The 21835-nt window shown below is 36.8% G+C and carries 19 protein-coding genes and 1 riboswitch; of the genes, 1 reads left to right on the forward strand and 18 read right to left on the reverse strand.

What is annotated here, in order from left to right:
* Nucleotides 1-9: 9 nt before the first annotated feature.
* The 16 genes from atpD to eno all read right to left on the reverse strand — a co-directional run bounded on the left by atpD (nt 10) and on the right by eno (nt 19742).
* Nucleotides 10-1416, reverse strand: a complete 1407-nt coding sequence (gene atpD, locus DQM45_RS06255; protein WP_003085772.1) for a F0F1 ATP synthase subunit beta — start codon at nt 1414-1416, stop codon at nt 10-12.
* Nucleotides 1417-1533: 117 nt separating this feature from the next.
* A complete protein-coding gene (locus DQM45_RS06260) occupies nt 1534-2412 on the reverse strand; it encodes a F0F1 ATP synthase subunit gamma (RefSeq protein ID WP_003084154.1) in 879 nt (292 codons plus the stop codon).
* Nucleotides 2413-2427: 15 nt separating this feature from the next.
* Entirely contained in the window at nt 2428-3933 is a 1506-nt protein-coding gene (gene atpA / locus DQM45_RS06265) for a F0F1 ATP synthase subunit alpha (RefSeq protein WP_003083862.1), read from the reverse strand.
* 15 nt (nt 3934-3948) lie between these two features.
* A complete protein-coding gene (locus DQM45_RS06270; RefSeq protein ID WP_003082621.1) occupies nt 3949-4485 on the reverse strand; it encodes a F0F1 ATP synthase subunit delta in 537 nt (178 codons plus the stop codon).
* The gene (atpF, locus tag DQM45_RS06275) at nt 4485-4979 is read right to left on the reverse strand and encodes a F0F1 ATP synthase subunit B (protein WP_003085860.1); all 495 of its coding nucleotides are present in this window, start codon (nt 4977-4979) and stop codon (nt 4485-4487) included. Before atpF ends, DQM45_RS06270 begins: the two co-directional genes overlap by 1 nt.
* 15 nt (nt 4980-4994) lie before the next feature.
* On the reverse strand, nt 4995-5708 hold the full coding sequence (gene atpB, locus DQM45_RS06280) for a F0F1 ATP synthase subunit A (protein WP_003085377.1): 714 nt from the start codon (nt 5706-5708) through the stop codon (nt 4995-4997).
* Between the two features lie 109 nt (nt 5709-5817).
* On the reverse strand, nt 5818-6015 hold the full coding sequence (locus tag DQM45_RS06285) for a F0F1 ATP synthase subunit C (protein ID WP_003085112.1): 198 nt from the start codon (nt 6013-6015) through the stop codon (nt 5818-5820).
* A 291-nt stretch (nt 6016-6306) separates the two neighbouring features.
* The gene (gene glgA / locus DQM45_RS06290; RefSeq protein WP_003083709.1) at nt 6307-7746 is read right to left on the reverse strand and encodes a glycogen synthase GlgA; all 1440 of its coding nucleotides are present in this window, start codon (nt 7744-7746) and stop codon (nt 6307-6309) included.
* Nucleotides 7743-8876, reverse strand: coding sequence for a glucose-1-phosphate adenylyltransferase subunit GlgD (gene glgD, locus DQM45_RS06295; protein WP_003085897.1), 1134 nt, complete (start codon nt 8874-8876; stop codon nt 7743-7745). The genes glgA and glgD overlap by 4 nt, the downstream gene beginning before the upstream one ends.
* Complete coding sequence (locus DQM45_RS06300; RefSeq protein ID WP_003084595.1) at nt 8866-10005, reverse strand: glucose-1-phosphate adenylyltransferase; 1140 nt, start codon at nt 10003-10005, stop codon at nt 8866-8868. The genes glgD and DQM45_RS06300 overlap by 11 nt, the downstream gene beginning before the upstream one ends.
* A gap of 60 nt (nt 10006-10065) precedes the next feature.
* The gene (glgB, locus tag DQM45_RS06305) at nt 10066-11940 is read right to left on the reverse strand and encodes a 1,4-alpha-glucan branching protein GlgB (RefSeq protein WP_003082917.1); all 1875 of its coding nucleotides are present in this window, start codon (nt 11938-11940) and stop codon (nt 10066-10068) included.
* 75 nt (nt 11941-12015) lie between these two features.
* Nucleotides 12016-14316 (reverse strand): type I pullulanase, encoded by a 2301-nt coding sequence (pulA, locus tag DQM45_RS06310; protein ID WP_003085809.1) that lies wholly within the window; start codon nt 14314-14316, stop codon nt 12016-12018.
* Nucleotides 14316-15347, reverse strand: coding sequence for a diacylglycerol kinase family lipid kinase (locus DQM45_RS06315; protein ID WP_003084224.1), 1032 nt, complete (start codon nt 15345-15347; stop codon nt 14316-14318). Before DQM45_RS06315 ends, pulA begins: the two co-directional genes overlap by 1 nt.
* Before the next feature lie 14 nt (nt 15348-15361).
* Nucleotides 15362-17320 carry an NAD-dependent DNA ligase LigA gene (ligA, locus tag DQM45_RS06320; protein ID WP_003084882.1) on the reverse strand — a complete coding sequence of 653 codons (1959 nt, stop codon included), beginning with the start codon at nt 17318-17320 and terminating at the stop codon, nt 15362-15364.
* Nucleotides 17321-17427: 107 nt separating this feature from the next.
* Nucleotides 17428-17937, reverse strand: a complete 510-nt coding sequence (locus tag DQM45_RS06325; RefSeq protein ID WP_003082822.1) for a QueT transporter family protein — start codon at nt 17935-17937, stop codon at nt 17428-17430.
* Nucleotides 17935-18048, reverse strand: a riboswitch (PreQ1 riboswitch). It overlaps the preceding gene by 3 nt.
* Before the next feature lie 386 nt (nt 18049-18434).
* Nucleotides 18435-19742: a surface-displayed alpha-enolase gene (gene eno, locus DQM45_RS06330; RefSeq protein WP_003082749.1), complete on the reverse strand. Its 1308-nt coding sequence runs from the start codon at nt 19740-19742 to the stop codon at nt 18435-18437.
* A 228-nt stretch (nt 19743-19970) separates the two neighbouring features.
* On the opposite strand from eno, the gene DQM45_RS06335 reads away from it, so the two are divergent.
* Nucleotides 19971-20417, forward strand: a complete 447-nt coding sequence (locus DQM45_RS06335; RefSeq protein WP_003084829.1) for a YueI family protein — start codon at nt 19971-19973, stop codon at nt 20415-20417.
* A 303-nt stretch (nt 20418-20720) separates the two neighbouring features.
* On the opposite strand, the gene DQM45_RS06340 is transcribed toward DQM45_RS06335, so the two are convergent.
* Both DQM45_RS06340 and serB read right to left on the reverse strand, forming a co-directional pair.
* On the reverse strand, nt 20721-21152 hold the full coding sequence (locus tag DQM45_RS06340) for a VOC family protein (protein ID WP_039984579.1): 432 nt from the start codon (nt 21150-21152) through the stop codon (nt 20721-20723).
* On the reverse strand, nt 21145-21801 hold the full coding sequence (gene serB, locus DQM45_RS06345; RefSeq protein ID WP_003083686.1) for a phosphoserine phosphatase SerB: 657 nt from the start codon (nt 21799-21801) through the stop codon (nt 21145-21147). The genes DQM45_RS06340 and serB overlap by 8 nt, the downstream gene beginning before the upstream one ends.
* Between the last annotated feature and the right edge of the window lie 34 nt (nt 21802-21835).

The raw sequence follows: 21835 nt of genomic DNA on the forward strand, positions 1-21835 counted from the left end.
AGAACCTCACTAATATCCCATTTTTTTAGCTTTTTCGAGAACATCCTCAATTGGGCCAACTGAACGGAAAGCATCTTCAGGAATATGATCATATTTCCCATCTAGAATTTCTTTGAAGCTACGAACTGTGTCTGCTACTGGAACATAGGAACCAGGTTGACCTGTAAATTGTTCAGCAACATTAAAGTTTTGTGAAAGGAAGAATTGGATGCGACGTGCACGTCCAACTAATGTCTTTTCATCTTCAGATAACTCATCCATACCCAAGATAGCAATAATATCTTGAAGCTCACGATAGCGTTGTAAGACACGCTGAACTTCGGTTGCTACAGCGTAATGCTCTTCACCAACAATTTCAGGCGATAAGGCCCGTGAACTTGAAGCTAGAGGGTCCACAGCAGGATAGATACCCATCTGTGTCAATTTACGTTCCAAATTCGTTGTTGAATCCAAATGGGCAAATGCTGTTGCTGGGGCTGGGTCAGTGTAATCATCAGCAGGCACATAGATTGCCTGGATAGAGGTAACAGATCCTTTTTTAGTGGACGTGATACGTTCTTGTAATTGACCCATCTCAGTAGCAAGCGTTGGTTGGTAACCAACAGCAGACGGCATTCGACCTAGCAAGGCAGATACTTCCGAACCAGCTTGGGTGAAACGGAAGATATTATCGATAAATAATAGCACGTCTTGACCTTCAACATCACGGAAATATTCAGCGATTGTCAAACCTGTCAAAGCAACACGCATCCGTGCACCGGGTGGCTCGTTCATCTGTCCAAAGACCATGGCTGTTTTTTCAATAACACCTGATTCTTTCATTTCCCAATAAAGGTCATTCCCTTCACGAGTTCTTTCACCTACGCCGGTAAATACTGAGATACCACCGTGTTCTTGGGCAATATTATGAATTAACTCTTGAATTAATACGGTTTTACCAACTCCGGCACCACCGAATAAACCAACCTTACCACCTTTCAGATAAGGGGCAAGCAAGTCAATAACTTTGATACCTGTTTCAAGAATTTCTGATGATGTTGATAATTCATCGAAAGCTGGTGCTTTCTTATGGATTGGTTCACGTTCTGCATCTTCTGAAAATGGTTCTTCCAAATCAATGGTATCACCAAGCACATTAAAGACCCGCCCCAAAGTTTCTTTACCAACTGGTACACTAATAGCGCGACCAGTATCCAAAACTTCCAATCCACGAGTAAGCCCATCAGTTGATTCCATAGCGATTGTTCGAACCATTCCGTCCCCAAGTTCAAGAGCAACTTCAAGAACAATTTTTTCTTTCTTATCGCTATCTTTATAAACTATCAATGCATTATTAATCTCTGGTAATTTTTCACCAGTTGCAAACACAACGTCAACAACTGGACCCACTACCTGAGCAATTTTGCCTGAGCTCATTTATTTCTCCTTATGTCAGTTTGAAAACATTATCTCAATTTGAGATTACGTTTTATAGTAATTTTGTAAAAATGACATGCCTAATCTTAAGGTTCAACATTCTAGTGAACGATAAGTTTATTCTAACGCATTTGCTCCAGCTACAATTTCAGTAATTTCCTGTGTAATTGCTGCTTGACGAGCACGATTATATTGAATGGTTAAATCATTAATAACATTTTTCGCATTATCAGTTGCAGTCTGCATGGCTGTCATCCCTGCAGCGTGTTCTGCCGTTTTGGCATCAATAATTGCCCCATAAATTAAGCTTTCAGTAAACTGAGGCAATAACTGATTTAAAATGCTATCGCGATCAGGTTCTAGTTCAAACCCCAAGACACCTTCCTCAGTTGCTTCATCAGCAACCAAATCAGAAATCGGCAACATTTGTTGAACGCGAACTTGGCTAGTCAAACTGTTAACATGATGATTGTAACAAACATATAATTCATCGAAAATTTCATGTTGAAACATATCTACAGATTGTGAAATAATCTTAGATACTTCTTCAAAAGTTGGCTGATCGGCTAAGCCACGAAGTTCAAAAGAGACATTCATCCCTCTTGCTTTGAAAAAATCTGAACCGACACTTCCAATTGAAATGATTGAGTAATCACCGTTTTGGTGATATTCTTCAACCATCTCCATGATAGATTTTAAAATTTTAGAATTATAGCCCCCAACTAATCCTTTATCTGAGGTAATAACAATATAACCCGTTTTCTTAACTGGTCGGGAAACCAACATTGGGTTGTTAGAACCTCCACCAGTTAATTCTGCCTTTAAAAAATCTGTTGTTATTTGACGAATTTTTGATGAATAAATTTGAAAATCACGCGCAGCTTGTTCCGATTTGACCAACTTTGCTGAAGAAACCATCCGCATGGCACTTGTAATTTTACTTGTTTTCTCAGTTGAATTAATCTTTGCTTTAATTTCACTTAGAGAGCCTGCCATACTTACATCCCTTCCTTATTCAAAATGTGATTGAGCTTTAAATGCTTTAATAGCATCGTTTAGTTCATTTTCATCTGGGAGATCTTTTGTTGTACGGATTGTCTCAAAAAGGCTGCTATAATGCATATCAAAGTAGTCATACAATGCTTCTTCAAATGCAAGAATATCATTCACAGGCACATCATCTAAGAAGCCATGAGTCAATGCATATAAAATAACAACTTGTTTTTCCACAGGAAGAGGTTTATGTAAGGGCTGTTTTAAAATTTCAACTGTTCGACGGCCACGGTTAAGCTTCGCTTGAGTGGCAGCATCTAAATCAGAGCCAAACTGAGTAAAGGCTTCTAATTCACGATAAGACGCTAAATCAAGACGAAGAGTCCCTGCAACCTTCTTCATAGCCTTAATCTGAGCCGATCCTCCAACACGTGAAACAGAAGATCCGGCATCAATGGCTGGACGAATCCCTGAGTTAAAGAGATCTTCTTGCAAGAAAATCTGTCCATCAGTAATTGAAATAACATTTGTTGCGATGTAAGCAGAAATATCTCCAGCTTGTGTTTCAATAAATGGTAGCGCTGTAATCGAGCCACCACCCAAAGCATCAGAAACTTTGGCTGAACGTTCCAACAAACGACTGTGTAAGTAAAAGACATCACCTGGGTATGCCTCACGACCTGGTGGGCGACGAAGTAATAGCGAGAGCTCGCGGTAAGCTACTGCCTGTTTTGATAAGTCATCATAGACAATCAAAACATGTTTACCTTGATACATAAACTCTTCAGCCATTGCCACACCTGCATAAGGTGCTATAAAGAGTAACGGTGATGGTTGCGAAGCAGAGGCTGTAACAACAATAGTATAGTCAAGAGCACCATACTTTCGTAAGGTTTCAACTTGAGTACGAACAGTTGATTCTTTTTGCCCGATAGCAACATAGATACAAATCATATCTTGACCTTTTTGGTTCAAAATTGTATCAATAGCAACCGCGGTTTTACCAGTTTGTCTATCACCGATGATTAACTCCCGTTGCCCACGTCCAATAGGAACTAAAGCATCAATAGCTTTGAGACCTGTTTGAAGAGGTTCAGATACGGATTTACGTTGCATAACGCCTGGAGCAACCGCTTCAACTGGTCTAAAACCTGTTGTTGCGATATCTCCCAAGCCATCTACAGGTTGTCCTAGTGGATTCACAACACGTCCGATAAGAGCTTCACCTACTGGAACCTCCATAATTTTTCCTGTGCGTTTAACGACATCACCTTCGCGAATCGTTGAAAAGTCGCCAAGAATGATAATTCCGATATCGCTCGTTTCTAAGTTTTGAGCCATACCAAAAGCACCATTAGAAAATTCAAGAAGTTCACCACTCATAGCATTATCTAAACCACGAGCTCGTGCGATACCGTCACCAATATAAGTAACGATCCCAGTTTCTGTGACATCGAAATTTGGCTGGAAGTTCTCAATTTGCTTTTTAATTAAAGCGCTAATTTCTTGTGCATTAATTGCCAAAAGTCACACCACTTTCTATATTAATTTCATTTTGAATTCGTGTAGTTGTTGCTGAATACTAGTATCGATGACTTTATTGTTAACTTGTATAATAAAGCCACCAATAAGAGATTCATCAATGATTTCTTCTAATCGACCTGTCTGTAAACCAAATTTCTTTGTAACAAGCGATTTGACACGAGATTTTTGTCCCTCATTTAGAGGAACAGTTGATATGACTTTAACATCATATTCATTTGTTACTTGTTCTATTTCTCTCAGTGCAGAATTAAGTATCTCAAATAAAAATGCTTCTCTCTGATTCAAGATAATCAGTTCAAGTAAATTGTTGATATATACTGAACTAGTATCCTTTAATAACCTAACTAAATGCATCTTTTCAGCTTGTGGAACAGCTAAACTCGATAAGGTTTTATTAAGTTCTGTTGACTCAAAAATTGTCATTAACGTTAAAATATTATTTTTAACGTCCTCAACACATTCATGATCAACAGCAACCTCAACAAGGCTTTTAGCATACTGTGCAACAAGCGCCTGTTCTTTTTTTGTCATTAGGCATCTCCTAACTCATCGAGATAAGTATCAATAAGATGACTTTGAGCGTCCTTATCAAGGTTTGAACCCATAATTTTCTCAGCTAAAAGAACTGATAAATCAGACATCTCTGCTTTGACACTTGCAATGGCATCCGTTTTGCTTTGTTGAATGTCAGCTTCAGCTTGTGTTTTTAAGCGGCTTGCTTCTTCAGATGCATCTGCAATTATTTTGTCACCTTTTACTTGACCTAATTCCTTAGCATCAGTAATGATTTGATTTGCTTCTTGTTTTGCTCCAGCTAATTCTAATTCGCGTTTTTGAGCCAATGTTTCAGCACTCTGACGAGCTTCTTCTGCTTTATCTATATCAGTAGCAATTTTTGCAGAACGTTCTTCTAAAATACCACTAATAGCTCCCCACGCAAATTTTTTGATAAGGAGATACAAAACAAGTACTGAACCTGATACTAGGATAAAATTCCCAATAAGTTCACCTACTGTTAATTCCATGTAAGTACTCCTTTCCTATTCATCTTCTTCATTGACTTTTTTACCTAAATACATAGAAGTTAATTTAGTGAAAACATACGCTTGGATACAGGAGATAAAAATTGAAAAGGCAGTCCAAACGATATTTAAAATAAAAGCAACTGGAAACCATAATGTGTTAGCTGCAATTAATTTTAAGATCAAACCAGTTACTACCTCACCAGCAAAGATATTTCCATATAACCGAAGTGCCAATGAAATAATATTTGTAAATTCTTCTAATATATTCATCGGGCTCATTATCCCAGGTGTGAAAAAACGTTTGATATAGGCTTTCACACCTCTTTGACGAATCCCTTCAAATTGACAAATCAATGAAATTAAAATTGAAAGAGAGAGGTCAAAGCCAATATTAGCAGTTGGTGATGTCCAAAGATTCATATGATGACTTGTTTCTAATTTAGTCATTAAACCTAAGTTATTCGCCACCATCACAAAAAGAAAGAGACAGAAAAAGAATAGTGAGTATTGGTTTCTAAATTGCTTTTCAACGTGTTCATCCGTAACACCAGATATAAAATCAATCAAGTATTCAAGAACTGTTTGTTTTCCTTTAGGTTTTAAAGTCATGTTTCGACTTGCAAAATAAACAAACGAGAAAACTAAAGCAATTGTGATTACACACATAACTAGTAGGGTTAAATCAATAGTTACTGGACCGAGTGTCAGTGTTGGAGTTACTTCTCCCAATTTAAACCCTCCTTTATTCTTTAAAATGACATTAAATGTAAGTTTAACTATTGCATCTCAACATGAGAAACAAATATTTAGAACTTACTTTATTCCTTATTTTAAAAACTTATTTTAAGATAAATGCCATAGCAAGAGTAACGAAGAAAGTACCTTCAATAAAGGCAATACCCATGATCATTAATGAACGCAGCTGACCAATAATTTCTGGTTGACGAGACGCAGCTCTAAAAAGATTGGCCATCAAGAAACCTTCACCAAGTGATACACCCATACAGGCGATAGCTAATGCGAAAATAGGACTCATAATTGAATTCTCCTTAAAATATTTTTTACTTTGCTATTCTATTCCTTAAAATTAAGAATGTCAACTAATTTCTGAAAACTGGTGACGCTTTCTTAAACCTTTACTAACCTTCATAAAGCAGGTGTTTTCTAGGGTTACATTCTTAAAAATTCGGATAGCTTAACAATCTTATTATAACAGTTATGAACAGATAACACAAAGTTTGTCAATCGCTCTGCAACTCTATCATAACTAAGAAAGATACCTTTAAAAGTACGAATAATATCCTTTCGTGCTTTTAAAGGTATGCTCTCAATTCTGGTCTACAATCTGGTCGTATAAAGTTAAATAAGAAAGACTTGCAGTGTCCCAAGAAAAATCTTGTGTCATCGCATTCCTTTGAAGTTTTTCCCAATCTTCTTGATGATGATCATAAACATCTAATGCTAAAAGTAGTGTTTGTGTTAGCCAATAACCTGAAAAATGGTTAAAGCCAAAACCGGTCCCCGTTTTTTTATAGCGATTGTATGCTTGTACCGTATCTTTTAATCCTCCAATTTCATGCACCAAGGGTAGGGTGCCGTATCGCATAGCCATCATTTGAGATAAACCACAAGGTTCAAATGCACTTGGCATTAAAAAGAGATCACAAGCCCCGTAGATCTGTTGCGCTAACTCTAAGTCAAAGGTAATATTAGCAGATAACTTATCTGGATATTGCTGAGCAAACCATGAAAATGCTTCTTCATATTGCTGGTAACCAGTGCCTAAAAGAACAATTTGGATATTAAGTTTTAAAAGATTATCAAGTTCCGAAACCACCAAATCAAATCCTTTTTGGTCGGTTAGACGAGAAACAATCCCGATTAATGGTATTCCTGCTTTGACTGGCAAACAAAGCTTCTTTTGCAGACTAGCCTTGTTTTTACGTTTTCCAGAGAGATCATCTACTGAAAAAGGATAGTCTAGATAAGGATCGTTCTTAGGATCTATCAAGTCCGTGTCAATACCATTCACAATACCAGACAATTTATCAGCTTCCATTCGCATCAAATGATCTAACCCTTTTCCAAAAGCCGGTGTTTGGATTTCTTGAGCATATGATGGCGAAACTGTCGTTATTTTATCGGAATAGAGCACTCCTGCTTTCATCCAATTAAGACAATTATGCCATCGTAAGGTTCCATCTTCATACCGTTCCATACCAAGACCAAATAACTCACCAAGCATAGCTGAATCAAATTGCCCTTGAAATTCAATATTATGGATAGTAAAGACAGTTTTGATGTTCTGATAAGCTTGAATCCAAGTATATTTTTCTTTTAGCAAGAAAGGTATCATAGCCGTATGATAATCATGGACATGTAGTAAATCTGGAATAAAATTAATTTTCTCCATCGCTTCTAGAGCTGCAAGTTGGAAAAAGGCAAAACGTTCACCATCATCCCAATCTCCATAAACATGTCCTCTAAAGAAGTAGTATTGATTATCAATGAAATAGAAAGTAACCTGATCTTTAATAAGCTTTTTTATGCCGACATATTGCCTTCTCCAACCAACATTAGTGTAAAAATAACATACTTCTTCCACTTGCTGTCCAAATTTCTGATCAATCATATCATAATAAGGCAACATCACGGCAACTTGATGACCGTGTTTTACAAGGGATTTAGGCAAGGCACCAATAACATCCCCTAGTCCCCCAGTTTTTGCAAAGGGAGCTCCCTCTGCTGCTACAAATAATATTTTCATTTAATCATATCCTCAGTCACTTGACTCTCTTTAGCAACAACAATCGGGTCAGATTCTTTTCCTCGGATAAGGACCCCTGGTGCAATCGTAACAGATTTGTCAACAATTGCGTATTCTACGGTAGAACCCTCTCCTATTGTAACCTTAGGTGAAATAATAGAATGGTTTATATATGAATTACTTTCTAAATGACAATTTCGCGAAATAATTGAATAATTAACGGTACCTTTGATAACACTACCAGAGGCAAATTGTGAATTATTGACTTCTGATTCCTCGGCAAAGTAGGTAGCTTCTTCATTTTTAACACGAGTATACACTTTTTGATTTGAATATAGAAGTGAATAAAATTTTAAAGGATCTAACATATCCATATTAGCATCATAGTATGATTTGATAGAATGAATATTTGCCATATAACCAGTATACTCAAAGGCAAGTGCTCCTTCATTAACAGTCAGATCACGTAGCAAGAAGCGTAGTTTTTGAGGTTGTTCTCTTTGAGCTTCTTTTTCCATCTCCCTTATCAACCAGTCGGTATTAATAATATAGATGCCCGCAGACATTTTTTCAATGCCTTCTTTTTCACGGACACTACTTCTACCAATTACAGTATCCGTTTCATCAATTTCTAAAATATCATTTTCAGAAGAAATGGAATCAACAGGCATTTTCTTATAAACAACAGTAATATTACGTTTGTTAGCATTATGAAGGTGAATAACCTGTTCTAGTTCAATATTGCAGAGGATATCGCAACTCATATAGATTGTTTGATCTGAGCCAGACCTTCTGAGATAGGTCAGAATTTGATCATAGTAGTCAGCATCAGTCTCCTTTGAATCTTCTTTAGTATTATAGAAACCCAAGAAGTAATGACTTAGTAATGAATTTAGTCCCCATTCACGGCCACTACGAATATGATCAAAAACGGAACGAATATTTTCTGCTCGAAAAATACCATAAATACTTTTAACACCTGCATTAGCCAGATTAGATAAATGGAAGTCAATTAAGCGATATTTCCCATCAAATGGCAAATTAGCTAATGGACGCTTATCGGTCAAACCTCCCATTTCTGGAAAACCAATAGCACTACCTAAAATTGCTGAATATTTATCACTCTTCATTTGAAACCCCCACTACTTCATTATAGCCTACGACTTGAATCTCATTAGTTCCATCAATAACGACATCATTACCAATGACAGCCCCTTCCCCAATAATGGCGCGCGTAATTCTGGCCCTCTCCCCAATGATGGCTCCCGACATGATAAAGGAATCTTTAATTTCTGATCCCAACTTCATTTGAACATTGGCAGAAAGGATAGAATGATCTACTTTTCCAGAGATAAAACAGCCATCAACAATAAGAGAGTCTTTGACTTCTGAATGTTCCGAAATAAAATTTGGTGGTGCAATATGATTTTTAGAATAGATTTTCCAAGACCTATTGCGACTATCCAAAGCGTTATTTTCTCCAATGTATTCCATATTGGCTTCCCAAAGTGATTCTATGGTTCCCACATCTTTCCAATAACCACTAAAGTGATAAGCATAAACTCTTTCACCAGCTTCTAAGTAAGCAGGGATAACATTTTGACCAAAGTCAGACATGTCGATATTATTTTTTTCTGCATCAACAAGCATACTTCTTAGGCGTTTCCATTCAAAAATATAGATTCCCATTGAAGCTTTGGTTGATTTAGGCTGCTTAGGTTTTTCCTCAAATTCGACAATCCGATTGCTATTATCTGTATTCATAATACCAAAACGACTTGCTTCTTTTAATGGGACATCTAAAACAGCAACTGTTAAGCTCGCTAGATTATCCTTATGACTTTGTAACATGTCGTCATAATCCATTTTGTAAATATGATCCCCAGATAAAATAAGAACATACTCTGGATTGATACTATCGATGTAATCAATGTTTTGATAAATGGCATGACTAGTCCCCTGGAACCAACGGTTCCCCTCAGTGGCTGAGTATGGCTGTAAGATAGTAACTCCTCGGTTAATCCCCTCTAATCCCCAAGAGGAACCATTTCCAATATGATAGTTTAAGGCTAGGGGTTCGTACTGTGTAATAACGCTAACATTATCAATCCCTGAATTAGCACAATTAGAAAGCGAAAAATCAATGATCCGATAACGACCACCGAATTGTACCGCTGGCTTAGCAATGCTTTGAGTCAACTTACCCAGACGTGTACCTTGTCCCCCAGCAAGAATAAGAGCTAACATTTCATTTTTCATAGATATTCCTTTCATGGTCATTTGGACCCAAAACAAACTTAATCACTGCTTTAAATAGCATTACTTGCGTTTTTTTATTTTCCAAATACTTGCCCCTAAAGCAGGTAAAGTAAAAGTTAGTGTTGTTTGATAGTCTCTCCAAGATTCATTCTTACTCTCAGTTATAGGATTATGCTCTTTCCAAACACCGCCGAAGGATTCTAATTCTGTATTCCAAATCTCTTCATAAATACCTTTTTGTGGCACACCTATGGAAAATCCTCGTCTTTCAACTGGGGTCATATTAAATACACATAAAATAAACTCGCCCTTTTTATTTTTACGAGTAAAACTTAGAATCGTTTCTTGGGCATTGTCTGCATCAATAATTTCAATCCCATCATAAGTATAATCGTCCTGCCAAAGCATATTATGATCTAGATAAAACTGGTTCAATAGCGATGTGAATGCTAACATTTTACTGTTCATCTCATCCTCAAGGTTGCTCCAAACTAACTGATCATCGTGTTTCCACTCTAGAAATTGACCAAATTCAGATCCCATAAAAAGTAATTTTTTCCCAGGATGACAGATTTGATAGGTTAACAACGTCCGTAACCCTGCAAATTGGTTGTAACGATCACCCCACATTTTATGCATTAAACTTTTTTTACCATGAACCACTTCATCATGAGAAAAAGGCAAAATATAATTTTCATTGAAACAGTACATAAAGCTAAAGGTTACTAGGTTAAAATGATATTTTCGATCAAAGGGATCCATTTCGTAAAACTTGAGAATATCATTCATCCACCCCATATTCCACTTATAGTCAAAACCGAGGCCTCCTTCATCAATCGATTTTGTTATGGGAATATCTGATGTTGCTTCTTCTGCAATCATCATAACATCAGGATGGTCCTTCTTGATAGCTTGAATCAGCTTCCTTAAAAAGGTAATTGCTTCAAGGTTATGGTTACCACCTTCACTGTTTGGTTGCCAAGGCCCTTGATCATAATCCAAATAAAGCATATTACTAACAGCATCTACACGTATGCCATCAATGTGGAAGGTTTCTATCCAGTACAGAGCACTCGATATTAAGTAAGATTGTACTTGATTTTTTCCCAAGTCAAAATTCAATACTCCCCAACTATAGTTATGAGCACGATGGTAATCCTCATATTCATAAGTTGGCGTGCCATCATAATAAGCTAGTGCATCATCATTTTGTGTAAAGTGCCCAGGAACCCAATCAAGGATGACACCAATATTGTTAACATGACACTCCTCTACAAAATCTTGGAAATCTTCTGGACTACCATAAGTTGTCTCAAAACCAAAATAGGCCATCAACTGATATCCCCAACTCATTCCTAAAGGGTGAGACATTAAAGGTAAGAATTCAACATGAGTATAATGCATTTCTTTTAAATAGGGAATTAGGTATTCCTTTAATTCTTTAAATTGATAAGGTTTCCCATCTTGATCCTTTTTCCAAGAGTTAGCGTGTACTTCATAAATGGATACGGGACGCTCTTTAAATCCAAACCGCTTACGCCTTGCCATCCAAAGAGAATCTTTCCATCTTTTGGTTTTTAATGGTTTAACAATTGCACCTGTTCCCGGTCTATTTTCAAAACGAATAGCGAGAGGATCTAACTTTTCAACTTCTTGACCACCTTGTCGTCTGACCAAATATTTATAGATATCTCCTTCATGAGGTAAATCTGTAAAAACTTCCCACACTCCAGCTTGATTTCTCGCCATTTCCAACTTTTGGGATGACCAGTTAGTAAAGTCTCCAATCAGAAAAACTGCTTCGGCATTTGGTGCCCAGACTCTAAAAACAAATCCTTTCTGACCATCCATTACTGTTTCATGAACACCAAAATAATCTTGAATCCGATAATTTTCACCTAAACCAAATGTATATAAAGCTAGTTCTTTATCCATCAATCTCTCTTTCTTTAATTTTCTAAATAATAAGTTGGGACTAAAATAAAACAAAAAGTAACCTGAATCTTCAGGTTACTCTGTGATATCAAGGACCAATGCTGTCAATTGATCAATAAAATCGGTCTCAATTTGAAAGCGCTTATCATTTGTTACAATTATAGCACTTTGATTTTTCAATTGCAAGCGTTTGCTGAAAGATGTGAAAATGACTTGATACTTCTTTCTATCTTCCACAGTAAGGCTGATAAACCCACTATCACACTGGGATGATTCAAGGTAGACATGCTTTCTAATCTCAGAAAATGTCTGATATGAAAAGAGTTTCGTTTTGGTTTTCAATTGAATCAATTTTTTCACAAATTCTATTGTTTCTGATTCTTTTGTAACCTGTCCCCAGTCAATCTGATTCACAGCATCTGGCGCATTATACGAATTCATCGCACGTTGTAAATCTTCCTGACTTAAACAACCATTTTGACCTGTAGCAATCCTCTTGGTCCGCAAAAATTCTTGCCCTATTTGCATAAAGCACACTCCCTGCATTAAAATGGTCATCGCTGTCGCTAACTGTACTCGTTTTCTATGTGTAGCTTGATCATCATCTGGATTAAGTGCCCAAAAAAGGTCATTTAAATTATAATTATCATGCGCTTCAACATAATTAATAACTTGGTCTGGACTTAAGTAAGGAACAAGTTCGTCACTTGCTAAGATTGCTTTAGCTACCACATCTTCTGTGGCTGCTCCTGATACAAATCCTCTCTCTAGATGGCCATATACTTCTGCACCTTTAATAGCATTACGTTGATCATCATTGAAAAAACCTATACCAGGTAACTTAGCAGCATTTGCCTTTGTAGCTTTTTGTTCAGGAGAAAGACCAGTTCCCATATCCCAGCCCTCACCATATATTAAGATACGACTATCGATTTGATTAATAGCTTGACGGATAGAGGTCATTGTTTCTATATCATGCAATCCCATTAAGTCAAAACGAAAACCATCAATATTATACTCTGTGACCCAATATAAGATAGAATCGATCATATATTTTCGAAACATTTCCTTTTCACTAGCTGTTTCATTACCACAGCCAGAGCCATTCTGAAAAGAACCATCTGGATTCATTCGATAATAATAGTCTGGAACTGTTAGTTGAAAAACTGAATCTCGTGACGAATAAGTATGATTATAAACAACATCCATAATAATATTAATACCAGCGTCATGGTATGCTTGAATAGCTTCTTTCAATTCGAGAATTCGAGTAGCCGGTTCATCAGGGTTACTAGTGAAACTAGCATCAGGAACATTATAATTTTCAGGATCATAACCCCAGTTATAAGCATAATTTCCATCTTCCGCCAAGGTCTGATGATGATCAAAGAGAGGCTGCAATTGGATATGTGTCACGCCTAAACCTTTAACATAGTCAAAAGTACTGGAGTCCCCGTAGGAATTGGTAGTACCTCCTTCAAATAGACCTTTAAACTTACCTCTATTTTCTGCACTAACTCCTGATGTTTCTGAAATCGAAAAATCTCTGACATGCATCTCGTAAATAACTGCCTGATTAGGGTTATCAAGTCTCCACCATGCCCCTTCTTTTTGTTTTACCGAAAAACCTTTTGGTCTTAAATGTTCAGGGGCAATAACAATTGACCGTTTCCCCTTTGCTGTCGTAGCAATAGTATAGGGGTCACGTGTGTCCTTAAAAGTTCTCTTACGATAGTGAACACGGTACATATAAGCTTGATAATTTAAATCGCCATTTAGATTGATAAACCAAACTCCATGTGTATTTTGGCTATGATCATTCCTATCCTCATGCTCACCACGCATCATAGGGTAAACAGCTAAAACACTAGCATTCTCAGCAGTTGAAGAAAATAAAACAATTTCTACCGCTAGTGCCGTGGGAGCCCAAAGACGAAATTCCGTTTTTTCTTTCGAATAGGAAAAACCTAGCCAGCCCGAAAAGCCCCATTTTTGATCAAAAGCTCTGCTATTAACAACCATATCAAAAGCATGCGCTTCACGATTTTTGTAACAATGGCTCGCTATTGCTGCCTGCCGAGAATAATAGACGGTGTCATCACCATCTACCAACCAAATCTCAGTTTTAGGTAAACCGTAAGCTCTTTCTATTCGATAATCTTTGGTTTTATAGCGCCAATAATGTTTTTTAACAATAACATATACATGGTTTAAAAAATAAGGGGCATCAAAATCTAATTGTGCCACAAGACCAAAACTATCAAAACTTGTGAAAAAGGCATCCTTTCCAAGTTCGCCATCACGCCATTTCCATAAATTGAAGTCAAAATAACTCCCATCTTTAGAATGGAAATGTACCGTAACAGCATTCTTCATTAGTTCGTAACCCTTCTGTTTTTTTCTTCTAAATCTTCTACTTCATGGGCAAATTTTTGTGCAATTTCTTCTATCTCTGGTTCCCCGTCATTGATATCATAAGCATCATCAGAAATCAAATCAGTATTAGCAAAAAAAGTAATATGATTTTTGAGATTTTCGATAACAATAGGTGCATCACCACCGTATTCACCGTCTAAATTAATCATCATTCTACTATCTGATTTTGGTTCAATAGAAATTTTACTCGTTTTAATATATTCAATTCGACGGTCATTAACATGTTTACCACCATCAAGCACAAGTCGAAGTAAGTGGACAATCTCAAATAAATTAGCCGTTTTGACTAAAATCAATGTAAACATACCATCATCTAATTTTGCATCAGGAGCAATCATTTCAAAGCCCCCTACAGAATTAGTGATAGCTGCAAAAATCATTGAAACCTCTCCTTCAAAAATGCCTCCATCATGAGTGATTCTAACAGGTACATTTTTAACGCGAGGTAATAATTCGACCCCTTTTGCCAAATAAGCAAGATAACCAAACATTGTTTTCAGCTGACTTGGAACACTATAAGTTAATTCCGTTAGTGACCCCGCAGCGGCAATATTGATAAAGTATTCCTTTTCACGCGCTTTCCCAATATCCATTTTAATCGTTTGATTCTTCCCGATTAACTTTGCAGCCTTGATAGGATTTCCTCTTGGAATCTTTAAAGCACGTGCAAAATCATTGGTCGTCCCAGTTGGGATAATGGCCATTTTAGGGCGTTTTTTTAAGGGTGCAATGCCACTAACAACTTCATTAATAGTACCATCACCACCCGCAGCAATGATTAAATCCACCCCAGTCTCTGCAACACGTCTTGCTTCTTTCTGAGCTGACTTAGGCTCTGCAGTTGTTTGAAAAGCTGATGTTTCATAACCATAACTTTCTAAAATATCTAAAACATCCGCAACATTTTTCTTCATTATTTCTTGTCCAGATGTCGGATTGTAAATCAGCCTAGCTCTCTTTAGCTTTGTCATTTTTTACCTCGTCACTATAAGTCCAATAACCATTGTTCATCTTCAATCCTAATACCTAACTGTTTTGCTTTATCTAACTTAGAGCCAGAGTCACTTCCAGCAAGAACCACATCTGTTTTTTTAGAGACACTAGATGTTACTTTAGCGCCAAGATTTTCAAGTTTAGTCTTCGCTTCGCTACGTCCCATCTCCTCTAACTTTCCAGTTAGAACAACTGTAAGACCATAAAGTGGTGCAGATTGATCTACTCTTTGGCCCAAATAACTTAGGTTGAGACCTTGAGATTTCAACTCAGATATCAATTGCTGAGCTTCTGGTTTAGCAAAATATTGAGCTATAGAATTAGCAATAACATGACCCAAGCCATCTATCTGGGCAATAGCTTCTTCATCAGATTGCATTACGGTTTCAATATCACCAAATGTTTCTAACAATAAACGACTTGCTTTTTCGCCAACATGTCTAATTCCCAAACCAAAAAGAAGTTTTTCAGCTGATTTTTCTTTAGAATCGGCAATAGCAGACAATAATTTATCAGCTGATTTTTCCTTAATACCTTCTAGAGACAATAACTGCTCACGACTGAGTCTATAAATATCAGCAACGTCATGAATTAATTGAGCAGTAAATAGTTTTTCTACTACTGCAGGTCCCAAACCTGCAATGTTCATAGCGTTTCGACTAGCAAAATGTTCCAAACTTCTTTGTATCAAGCTAGGACACAATGGATTTATACAACGTAGGGCTACTTCATCTTCCAAGTGAGTTAAGGAACTCTGACAAGATGGACAGAGATTAGGAATCAATATTGGTTCTTGATCTTTTCTTTTATCTGTTACAACACGCAAAACCGCCGGAATGATATCACCAGCTTTATAAACAATAACAGTATCACCAATACGAATATCTTTTTGAGCAATATAGTCAACATTATGTAGTGTAGCGCGACTTACTGTGGTTCCTGCAAGCTGAACTGGTGTTAAATTAGCGGTAGGTGTTACAACCCCAGTTCGGCCTATCGTCCAATCCACAGATAAGATCTCAGCTTCTTTTTCTTCAGCTGGAAATTTATACGCAATTGCCCAACGTGGGGCTTTTACAGTAAAACCTAACTCTTCTTGCATTGCAAGGTCAGCCACCTTAATCACTATACCGTCAATGTCATAAGGCAATTGAGCACGATCTGCCTCAATTTCTTGGATAAATTGCCAAATGTCTTCCATGGAAGATGATACCATACGGTGGTTATTGACAGAAAACCCCAAGTAAGACAATTTGTCTAATACGGCTACTTGGGTACTTTCCTGACTAGGACTAGCTTCCTGATAGAGAAAACTTGCTAAATTTCTTTTGCCCACAATTGAGGTATCTAACTGGCGAAGAGTTCCTGCTGCTGCATTTCTAGGATTAGCAAACTCTGTTTCCCCATTTTCTTGTCTTTCGACATTAATCATCTGAAAAGAGTGTTTGGACATATACGCCTCACCCCGAACCGTGATATCAATGGGCTCTTTTAAAATTTGTGGAATGTCTTTAATTTTTTTAATATTTTCAGTGATATTTTCCCCAACAGAGCCATCCCCTCGTGTGGCACCTGTTACTAATTTTCCGCCTTTATAATTTAAGGAAATAGACAAGCCATCAATCTTAAGTTCGGCCACATATGTTACTATTGGAAATTCTAATTTAATTCGCCGATCAAATGCAACTAACTCTTCTTGCGAAAAAGCATCCTGTAAACTATACAGCGGATACGGATGTTGATATTTTTCAAAGCCAGATAAAATAAGCCCACCAACTCCTTGTGTCGGGCTATCTTTTTGAATAAATTCGGGATATTCTGTTTCTAATGCTAACAATTCATGATAAAGTTTATCATATTCTTGATCACTGACAGTAGGATTATCATTTGTATAATATTCTTGTCGATACTGATTCAAGAGATTTGTTAACTCAATAATTCTTTTTTCCATACCTTTATTTTATCATATTTCCTTTCAAATACGTGATTGAGTCTACCATCTTTAGAAATAAAAAAACAGACTCTAATCTATTTAGAAAATCTGTCTTCAATCTAAGATCATTGACTTAAATCAATACGCTTAGCTAATTTATTAATAATTAAAGCTCCAATGATAAGCGACGTAAATTCACCGACTGCAGTCGTAAACCATGTCATAAAGAATGGCAATTTAGCAACAAAAACTAACTCTATTGCCACTGTAAGCATAGAAGCTGCAAAAAATAGAGAAAAATAAAGAAAAGCTTTGTTTAGTAATCCATTAAATAAGTAATCATTCTTATACTTTTCAAATAACACCACCCCTAGGGTGACAAATACAAGGGTTGACGTACCGCCAACTAGGACATCAATTAAGCCAAAACTGTAAAAGTTTGCAATTATACACCCCATGGTAACAGCAACAATGTATTTCTTGTTAAAAAAGGCTAAAAAGTTTAGCATCTCTGCCACTCTAAACTGATAGGCTCCATAAGATATAGCATTCAGAGGCGGTGTAATAGTCAAAACGACATAAAGTGCAGCCACTAAGGCAATATGAACATAGTCACGGATAGTATAAGATTTCATCATTTTCTCCTTTAATGTTATCAGAAAACTTGGCTAATAACATTTGTAATATGCTTGGCGAAAGGGAACTAAGCACCAAGGGTTACATGGCAACCTTTTAAGTATACCACAAAAGAGCCGATAAAAAAAGAGATACTATACTTTTGTATGGAAATCAACCTCACTATCGTAGTACTCCTAAAAAGAATAAAGAATATAATAAATATGACAAAAAGAAGAGTAAAGCAATGAAAAAATACAGTGATAATCATAGCTTATTTAACGGCAAAAGCTATTGCCAAACTTTTCAACATCCTTAATTTATCCTACTAACTCTTAACGCAAGTATTATCTAACCAATATTAGGAAGTAGATAAAAGTATTCGCCACTATTACTTATCCTGAGAGACTCTAATAAAAGCACAAAAAAACTTGGGTTTCCCCAAGTTTTTCATTTTCTACTAACCTTTAAGCTTAGCCAGTCATATTCTTATCATGACTAACTGTAATTTCAGCACTTATTTTTTTAAGTTATAGAATGATTTAATACCTTTGTATTGAGCAACTTCACCAAGTTGATCTTCAATACGAAGTAATTGGTTATATTTAGCAATACGGTCTGTACGTGACAATGAACCTGTTTTGATTTGTCCAGCATTTGTTGCAACTGCAATGTCAGCAATTGTTGAATCTTCAGTTTCACCTGAACGGTGTGAAACAACTGCAGTATAACCAGCTTCTTTCGCCATTTCAATAGCTTCAAAAGTTTCTGTTAATGTACCAATTTGGTTAACTTTAATAAGGATTGAGTTAGCCGCTTCTTCTTTGATACCACGTGCTAAGTAGTCAGTATTTGTAACGAAGAAATCGTCACCAACCAATTGAACACGTCCACCAAGACGTTCAGTAAGAGCTTTCCAACCGTCCCAGTCATTTTCGTCCATACCATCTTCAATAGTGATGATTGGGTATTTGTTTACTAATTCTTCAAGGTAGTCAATTTGTTCAGCAGAAGTACGGACTGCTCCACCTTCACCTTCAAATTTAGAGTAATCGTAAACACCACGTTCTTTATCGTAGAATTCTGATGAAGCACAGTCGAAACCAATCATGATTCCATTTTCACCAGCTTCATAGCCAGCAGCTTCAATAGCTTTAAGAATAGTTTCTACACCATCTTCAGTTCCATCAAATTTAGGAGCGAAGCCACCTTCATCACCAACAGCTGTAACAAGTCCACGTTCTTTAAGGATTTTCTTAAGAGCATGGAAAACTTCAGCACCCCAACGAAGAGCTTCTTTGAAAGTAGGTGCACCAACTGGCATAATCATAAACTCTTGGAAGGCAATTGGAGCATCAGAGTGAGAACCACCGTTGATAATGTTCATCATAGGAGTTGGAAGAACTTTAGTGTTGAATCCGCCAAGGTATGTGTAAAGCGGAACTTCAAGATAGTCAGCTGCCGCACGAGCTACAGCAATAGAAACACCGAGAATAGCGTTAGCACCAAGTTTACCTTTGTTAGGAGTACCGTCAAGAGCGATCATCGCACGGTCGATAGCTTGTTGATCGCGAACATCGTAACCGATGATTGCTTCAGCGATAATGTTGTTAACGTTATCAACAGCTTTTTGTGTACCAAGACCAAGGTAACGAGATTTATCACCATCACGAAGTTCAACTGCTTCGTGTTCACCAGTTGAAGCTCCTGAAGGAACCATACCACGTCCGAATGCACCTGATTCAGTATAAACTTCTACTTCAAGTGTTGGGTTACCGCGTGAGTCAAGGACTTCGCGAGCGTAAACATCAGTAATAATTGACATTATAATACTCTCCTTATGAGTTTTAATATTTTACATGTTAATAATACCACAAAAACTAAGCAGATTCAACTTAAAAAACGAGCTTACGAAAACAATCACTAACTTTTGCCTTGTTTTTTCTTATGTTTCTGAAAACTATCGAAAGTTTCAGAATGCATATTTTAATAGCTTTTTAATCTAAAAATCAGTATAATGTTAATAAGCTTATTCCCATTTAAGGAGGATATTATGGATTCATTAGACCAAAAAGTATTAAAAAGCGCCCACGGAGAGTATCGTCTAGATCCTGACCAGCAGCGTTATTATTTAGGAACATTTGCTGAAAGAGTTCTCTTAACAATACCGCTTGAAGGTATCGAAAATGATATTGCAAAGCTGGAATTTGAACGACTGTTACCAAGTCTGGTCGAACACTACTCCCCTTTATCATTAAAGTTGTCCTCAGAGTTAGAATCTGACTATCAAATGGCTTATATGAAATTAGCAAGTAAAAGAAATATCCCTACAACGATTGTAGATGAAATAAGCGCCAAATCACCATTTGCCATTGTTTTACACACCGACCATGCTGTCAATTTAAATGAAACTTCCATCACATCGTCTCTATCCCAACAAAAAAATACAGAGGACACCAAACAAAAAAAATCTTTTTGGCAACACTTGTTTGGAAAATAGCCAGAATAGCCAAAGACACAAAACAGTCTACTACTCGGCCTTTACCTTTAAACTGAAATAATAATCATTAGCGACAAGCAGAAACCAGCATGCACTCTTTAATCTCCATTCTAAGATTTTTATCTTAAATCGAGATAGATAGTGCATACTGGTTTCTTTTTATAATTATTTAATTGAAGTTACCACTATTCGTATCTTCCTTAACTTGAGCAAAGGTCTCGTTGCAATAACTAATATCATAACTCTCTAGAACAACTTGGGACTTGCCTTCTGATAATCAATATCTGATAACACTAAATCCCCTCAAACAATGACCATCCCCTGATCATCAAATGCCATTTCCGGATTCCAACAAACTTCCCATACATAGGCATCAGGATCAGCAAAGTAAGCATGAAATCCTCCCCAGAAAACACTTTGGGGCTCCTTTAAAATTCTAGCGCCAGCTGCTTTCGCCAATGCTATCACCTGAAAGACTTCCTCTTTTGTTCTAACATTATAAGCAAGTGTCATTCCGTTAAAATGCTCTTCTAGAAGAGTTGGCAAACCATTTCCAAAATCAGCTGCTAGCTCTTCAATCGGGTACAGTTCTAGTTTTGTACCTGCGTTATTAAAAAAAATAACTTCTGGGCTGGTTCTTCTTTCTTTTGTTTCAAAACCCAAACCATCTCGATAAAATTTTACCGAATCTTCCATGTTTCTCACACCTAGGCATATAAGGTTAATTCTATTCATTTGACAATTCTCGCTTTTCAATTAAGGGAAGCAGTTCCATTAAATCTGCTTTATTTATTTGATATGGTGCTTGCGCTTTAACGATACTCTTGGCACAAAAAGCGACTCCGATTCCAGCTGTTTGTATCATTGGCAAATCATTGGCCCCATCTCCCATGGCGATAGTATCAGCTAATTGTAGTTGATTTTCACTAGCCCAATCTAATAAACACTGGTATTTAACATTTTTATTAACGACTTGCCCAGCGACTTGTCCCGTCAAATAACCACCACTAACCTCTAGTTTATTAGCCTTGACATAATCAAGTTTCAATTCATGGGCTAAGGGATCAATGATTTCATGAAATCCTCCAGAGACCACCCCCACTTTAAAACCTTTAGCATGCATAACTTCAATTAACTCTTTAGCCCCTTTTTGTAAATGAATTTGCTGATAGACCTGTTTAAAAACTGAGATAGGTAAGCCTTTTAACAGTTTAACACGCTCTCGTAATGCTTCTTCAAAATCTAGTAGGCCATTCATTGCTTGGTCAGTAATTTCTGCAATCTCCAAACCTATGCCAGCTTCTTGCCCTAGTAAATCAATCACTTCTTCTTTAATTAGGGTCGAATCAACGTCCATAAGTAGAAGACCTTTTACATCTTTCATCATTTCTCCCTCATTGTATACAATAAGCTTTCAA

This window comes from Streptococcus porcinus, from assembly GCF_900475415.1.
Lineage (GTDB): Bacteria > Bacillota > Bacilli > Lactobacillales > Streptococcaceae > Streptococcus > Streptococcus porcinus.

Excerpts from the sequence above, each read along its gene's own strand:
- DQM45_RS06300 (WP_003084595.1), bottom strand. The coding sequence starts at position 10,005 with ATGAAAAATGAAATGTTAGCTCTTATTCTTGCTGGGGGACAAGGTACA.
- glgA (WP_003083709.1), bottom strand. The coding sequence starts at position 7,746 with ATGAAAATATTATTTGTAGCAGCAGAGGGAGCTCCCTTTGCAAAAACT.
- ligA (WP_003084882.1), bottom strand. The coding sequence starts at position 17,320 with ATGGAAAAAAGAATTATTGAGTTAACAAATCTCTTGAATCAGTATCGA.
- DQM45_RS06325 (WP_003082822.1), bottom strand. The coding sequence starts at position 17,937 with ATGAAATCTTATACTATCCGTGACTATGTTCATATTGCCTTAGTGGCT.
- serB (WP_003083686.1), bottom strand. The coding sequence starts at position 21,801 with ATGAAAGATGTAAAAGGTCTTCTACTTATGGACGTTGATTCGACCCTA.
- glgB (WP_003082917.1), bottom strand. The coding sequence starts at position 11,940 with ATGGATAAAGAACTAGCTTTATATACATTTGGTTTAGGTGAAAATTAT.
- eno (WP_003082749.1), bottom strand. The coding sequence starts at position 19,742 with ATGTCAATTATTACTGATGTTTACGCTCGCGAAGTCCTTGACTCACGC.
- DQM45_RS06270 (WP_003082621.1), bottom strand. The coding sequence starts at position 4,485 with ATGACAAAAAAAGAACAGGCGCTTGTTGCACAGTATGCTAAAAGCCTT.
- glgD (WP_003085897.1), bottom strand. The coding sequence starts at position 8,876 with ATGAAGAGTGATAAATATTCAGCAATTTTAGGTAGTGCTATTGGTTTT.
- DQM45_RS06315 (WP_003084224.1), bottom strand. The coding sequence starts at position 15,347 with ATGACAAAGCTAAAGAGAGCTAGGCTGATTTACAATCCGACATCTGGA.
- atpF (WP_003085860.1), bottom strand. The coding sequence starts at position 4,979 with ATGGAATTAACAGTAGGTGAACTTATTGGGAATTTTATCCTAGTATCA.
- DQM45_RS06340 (WP_039984579.1), bottom strand. The coding sequence starts at position 21,152 with ATGAATAGAATTAACCTTATATGCCTAGGTGTGAGAAACATGGAAGAT.
- DQM45_RS06285 (WP_003085112.1), bottom strand. The coding sequence starts at position 6,015 with ATGAGTCCTATTTTCGCATTAGCTATCGCCTGTATGGGTGTATCACTT.
- DQM45_RS06260 (WP_003084154.1), bottom strand. The coding sequence starts at position 2,412 with ATGGCAGGCTCTCTAAGTGAAATTAAAGCAAAGATTAATTCAACTGAG.
- atpD (WP_003085772.1), bottom strand. The coding sequence starts at position 1,416 with ATGAGCTCAGGCAAAATTGCTCAGGTAGTGGGTCCAGTTGTTGACGTT.
- pulA (WP_003085809.1), bottom strand. The coding sequence starts at position 14,316 with ATGAAGAATGCTGTTACGGTACATTTCCATTCTAAAGATGGGAGTTAT.
- DQM45_RS06335 (WP_003084829.1), top strand. The coding sequence starts at position 19,971 with ATGGATTCATTAGACCAAAAAGTATTAAAAAGCGCCCACGGAGAGTAT.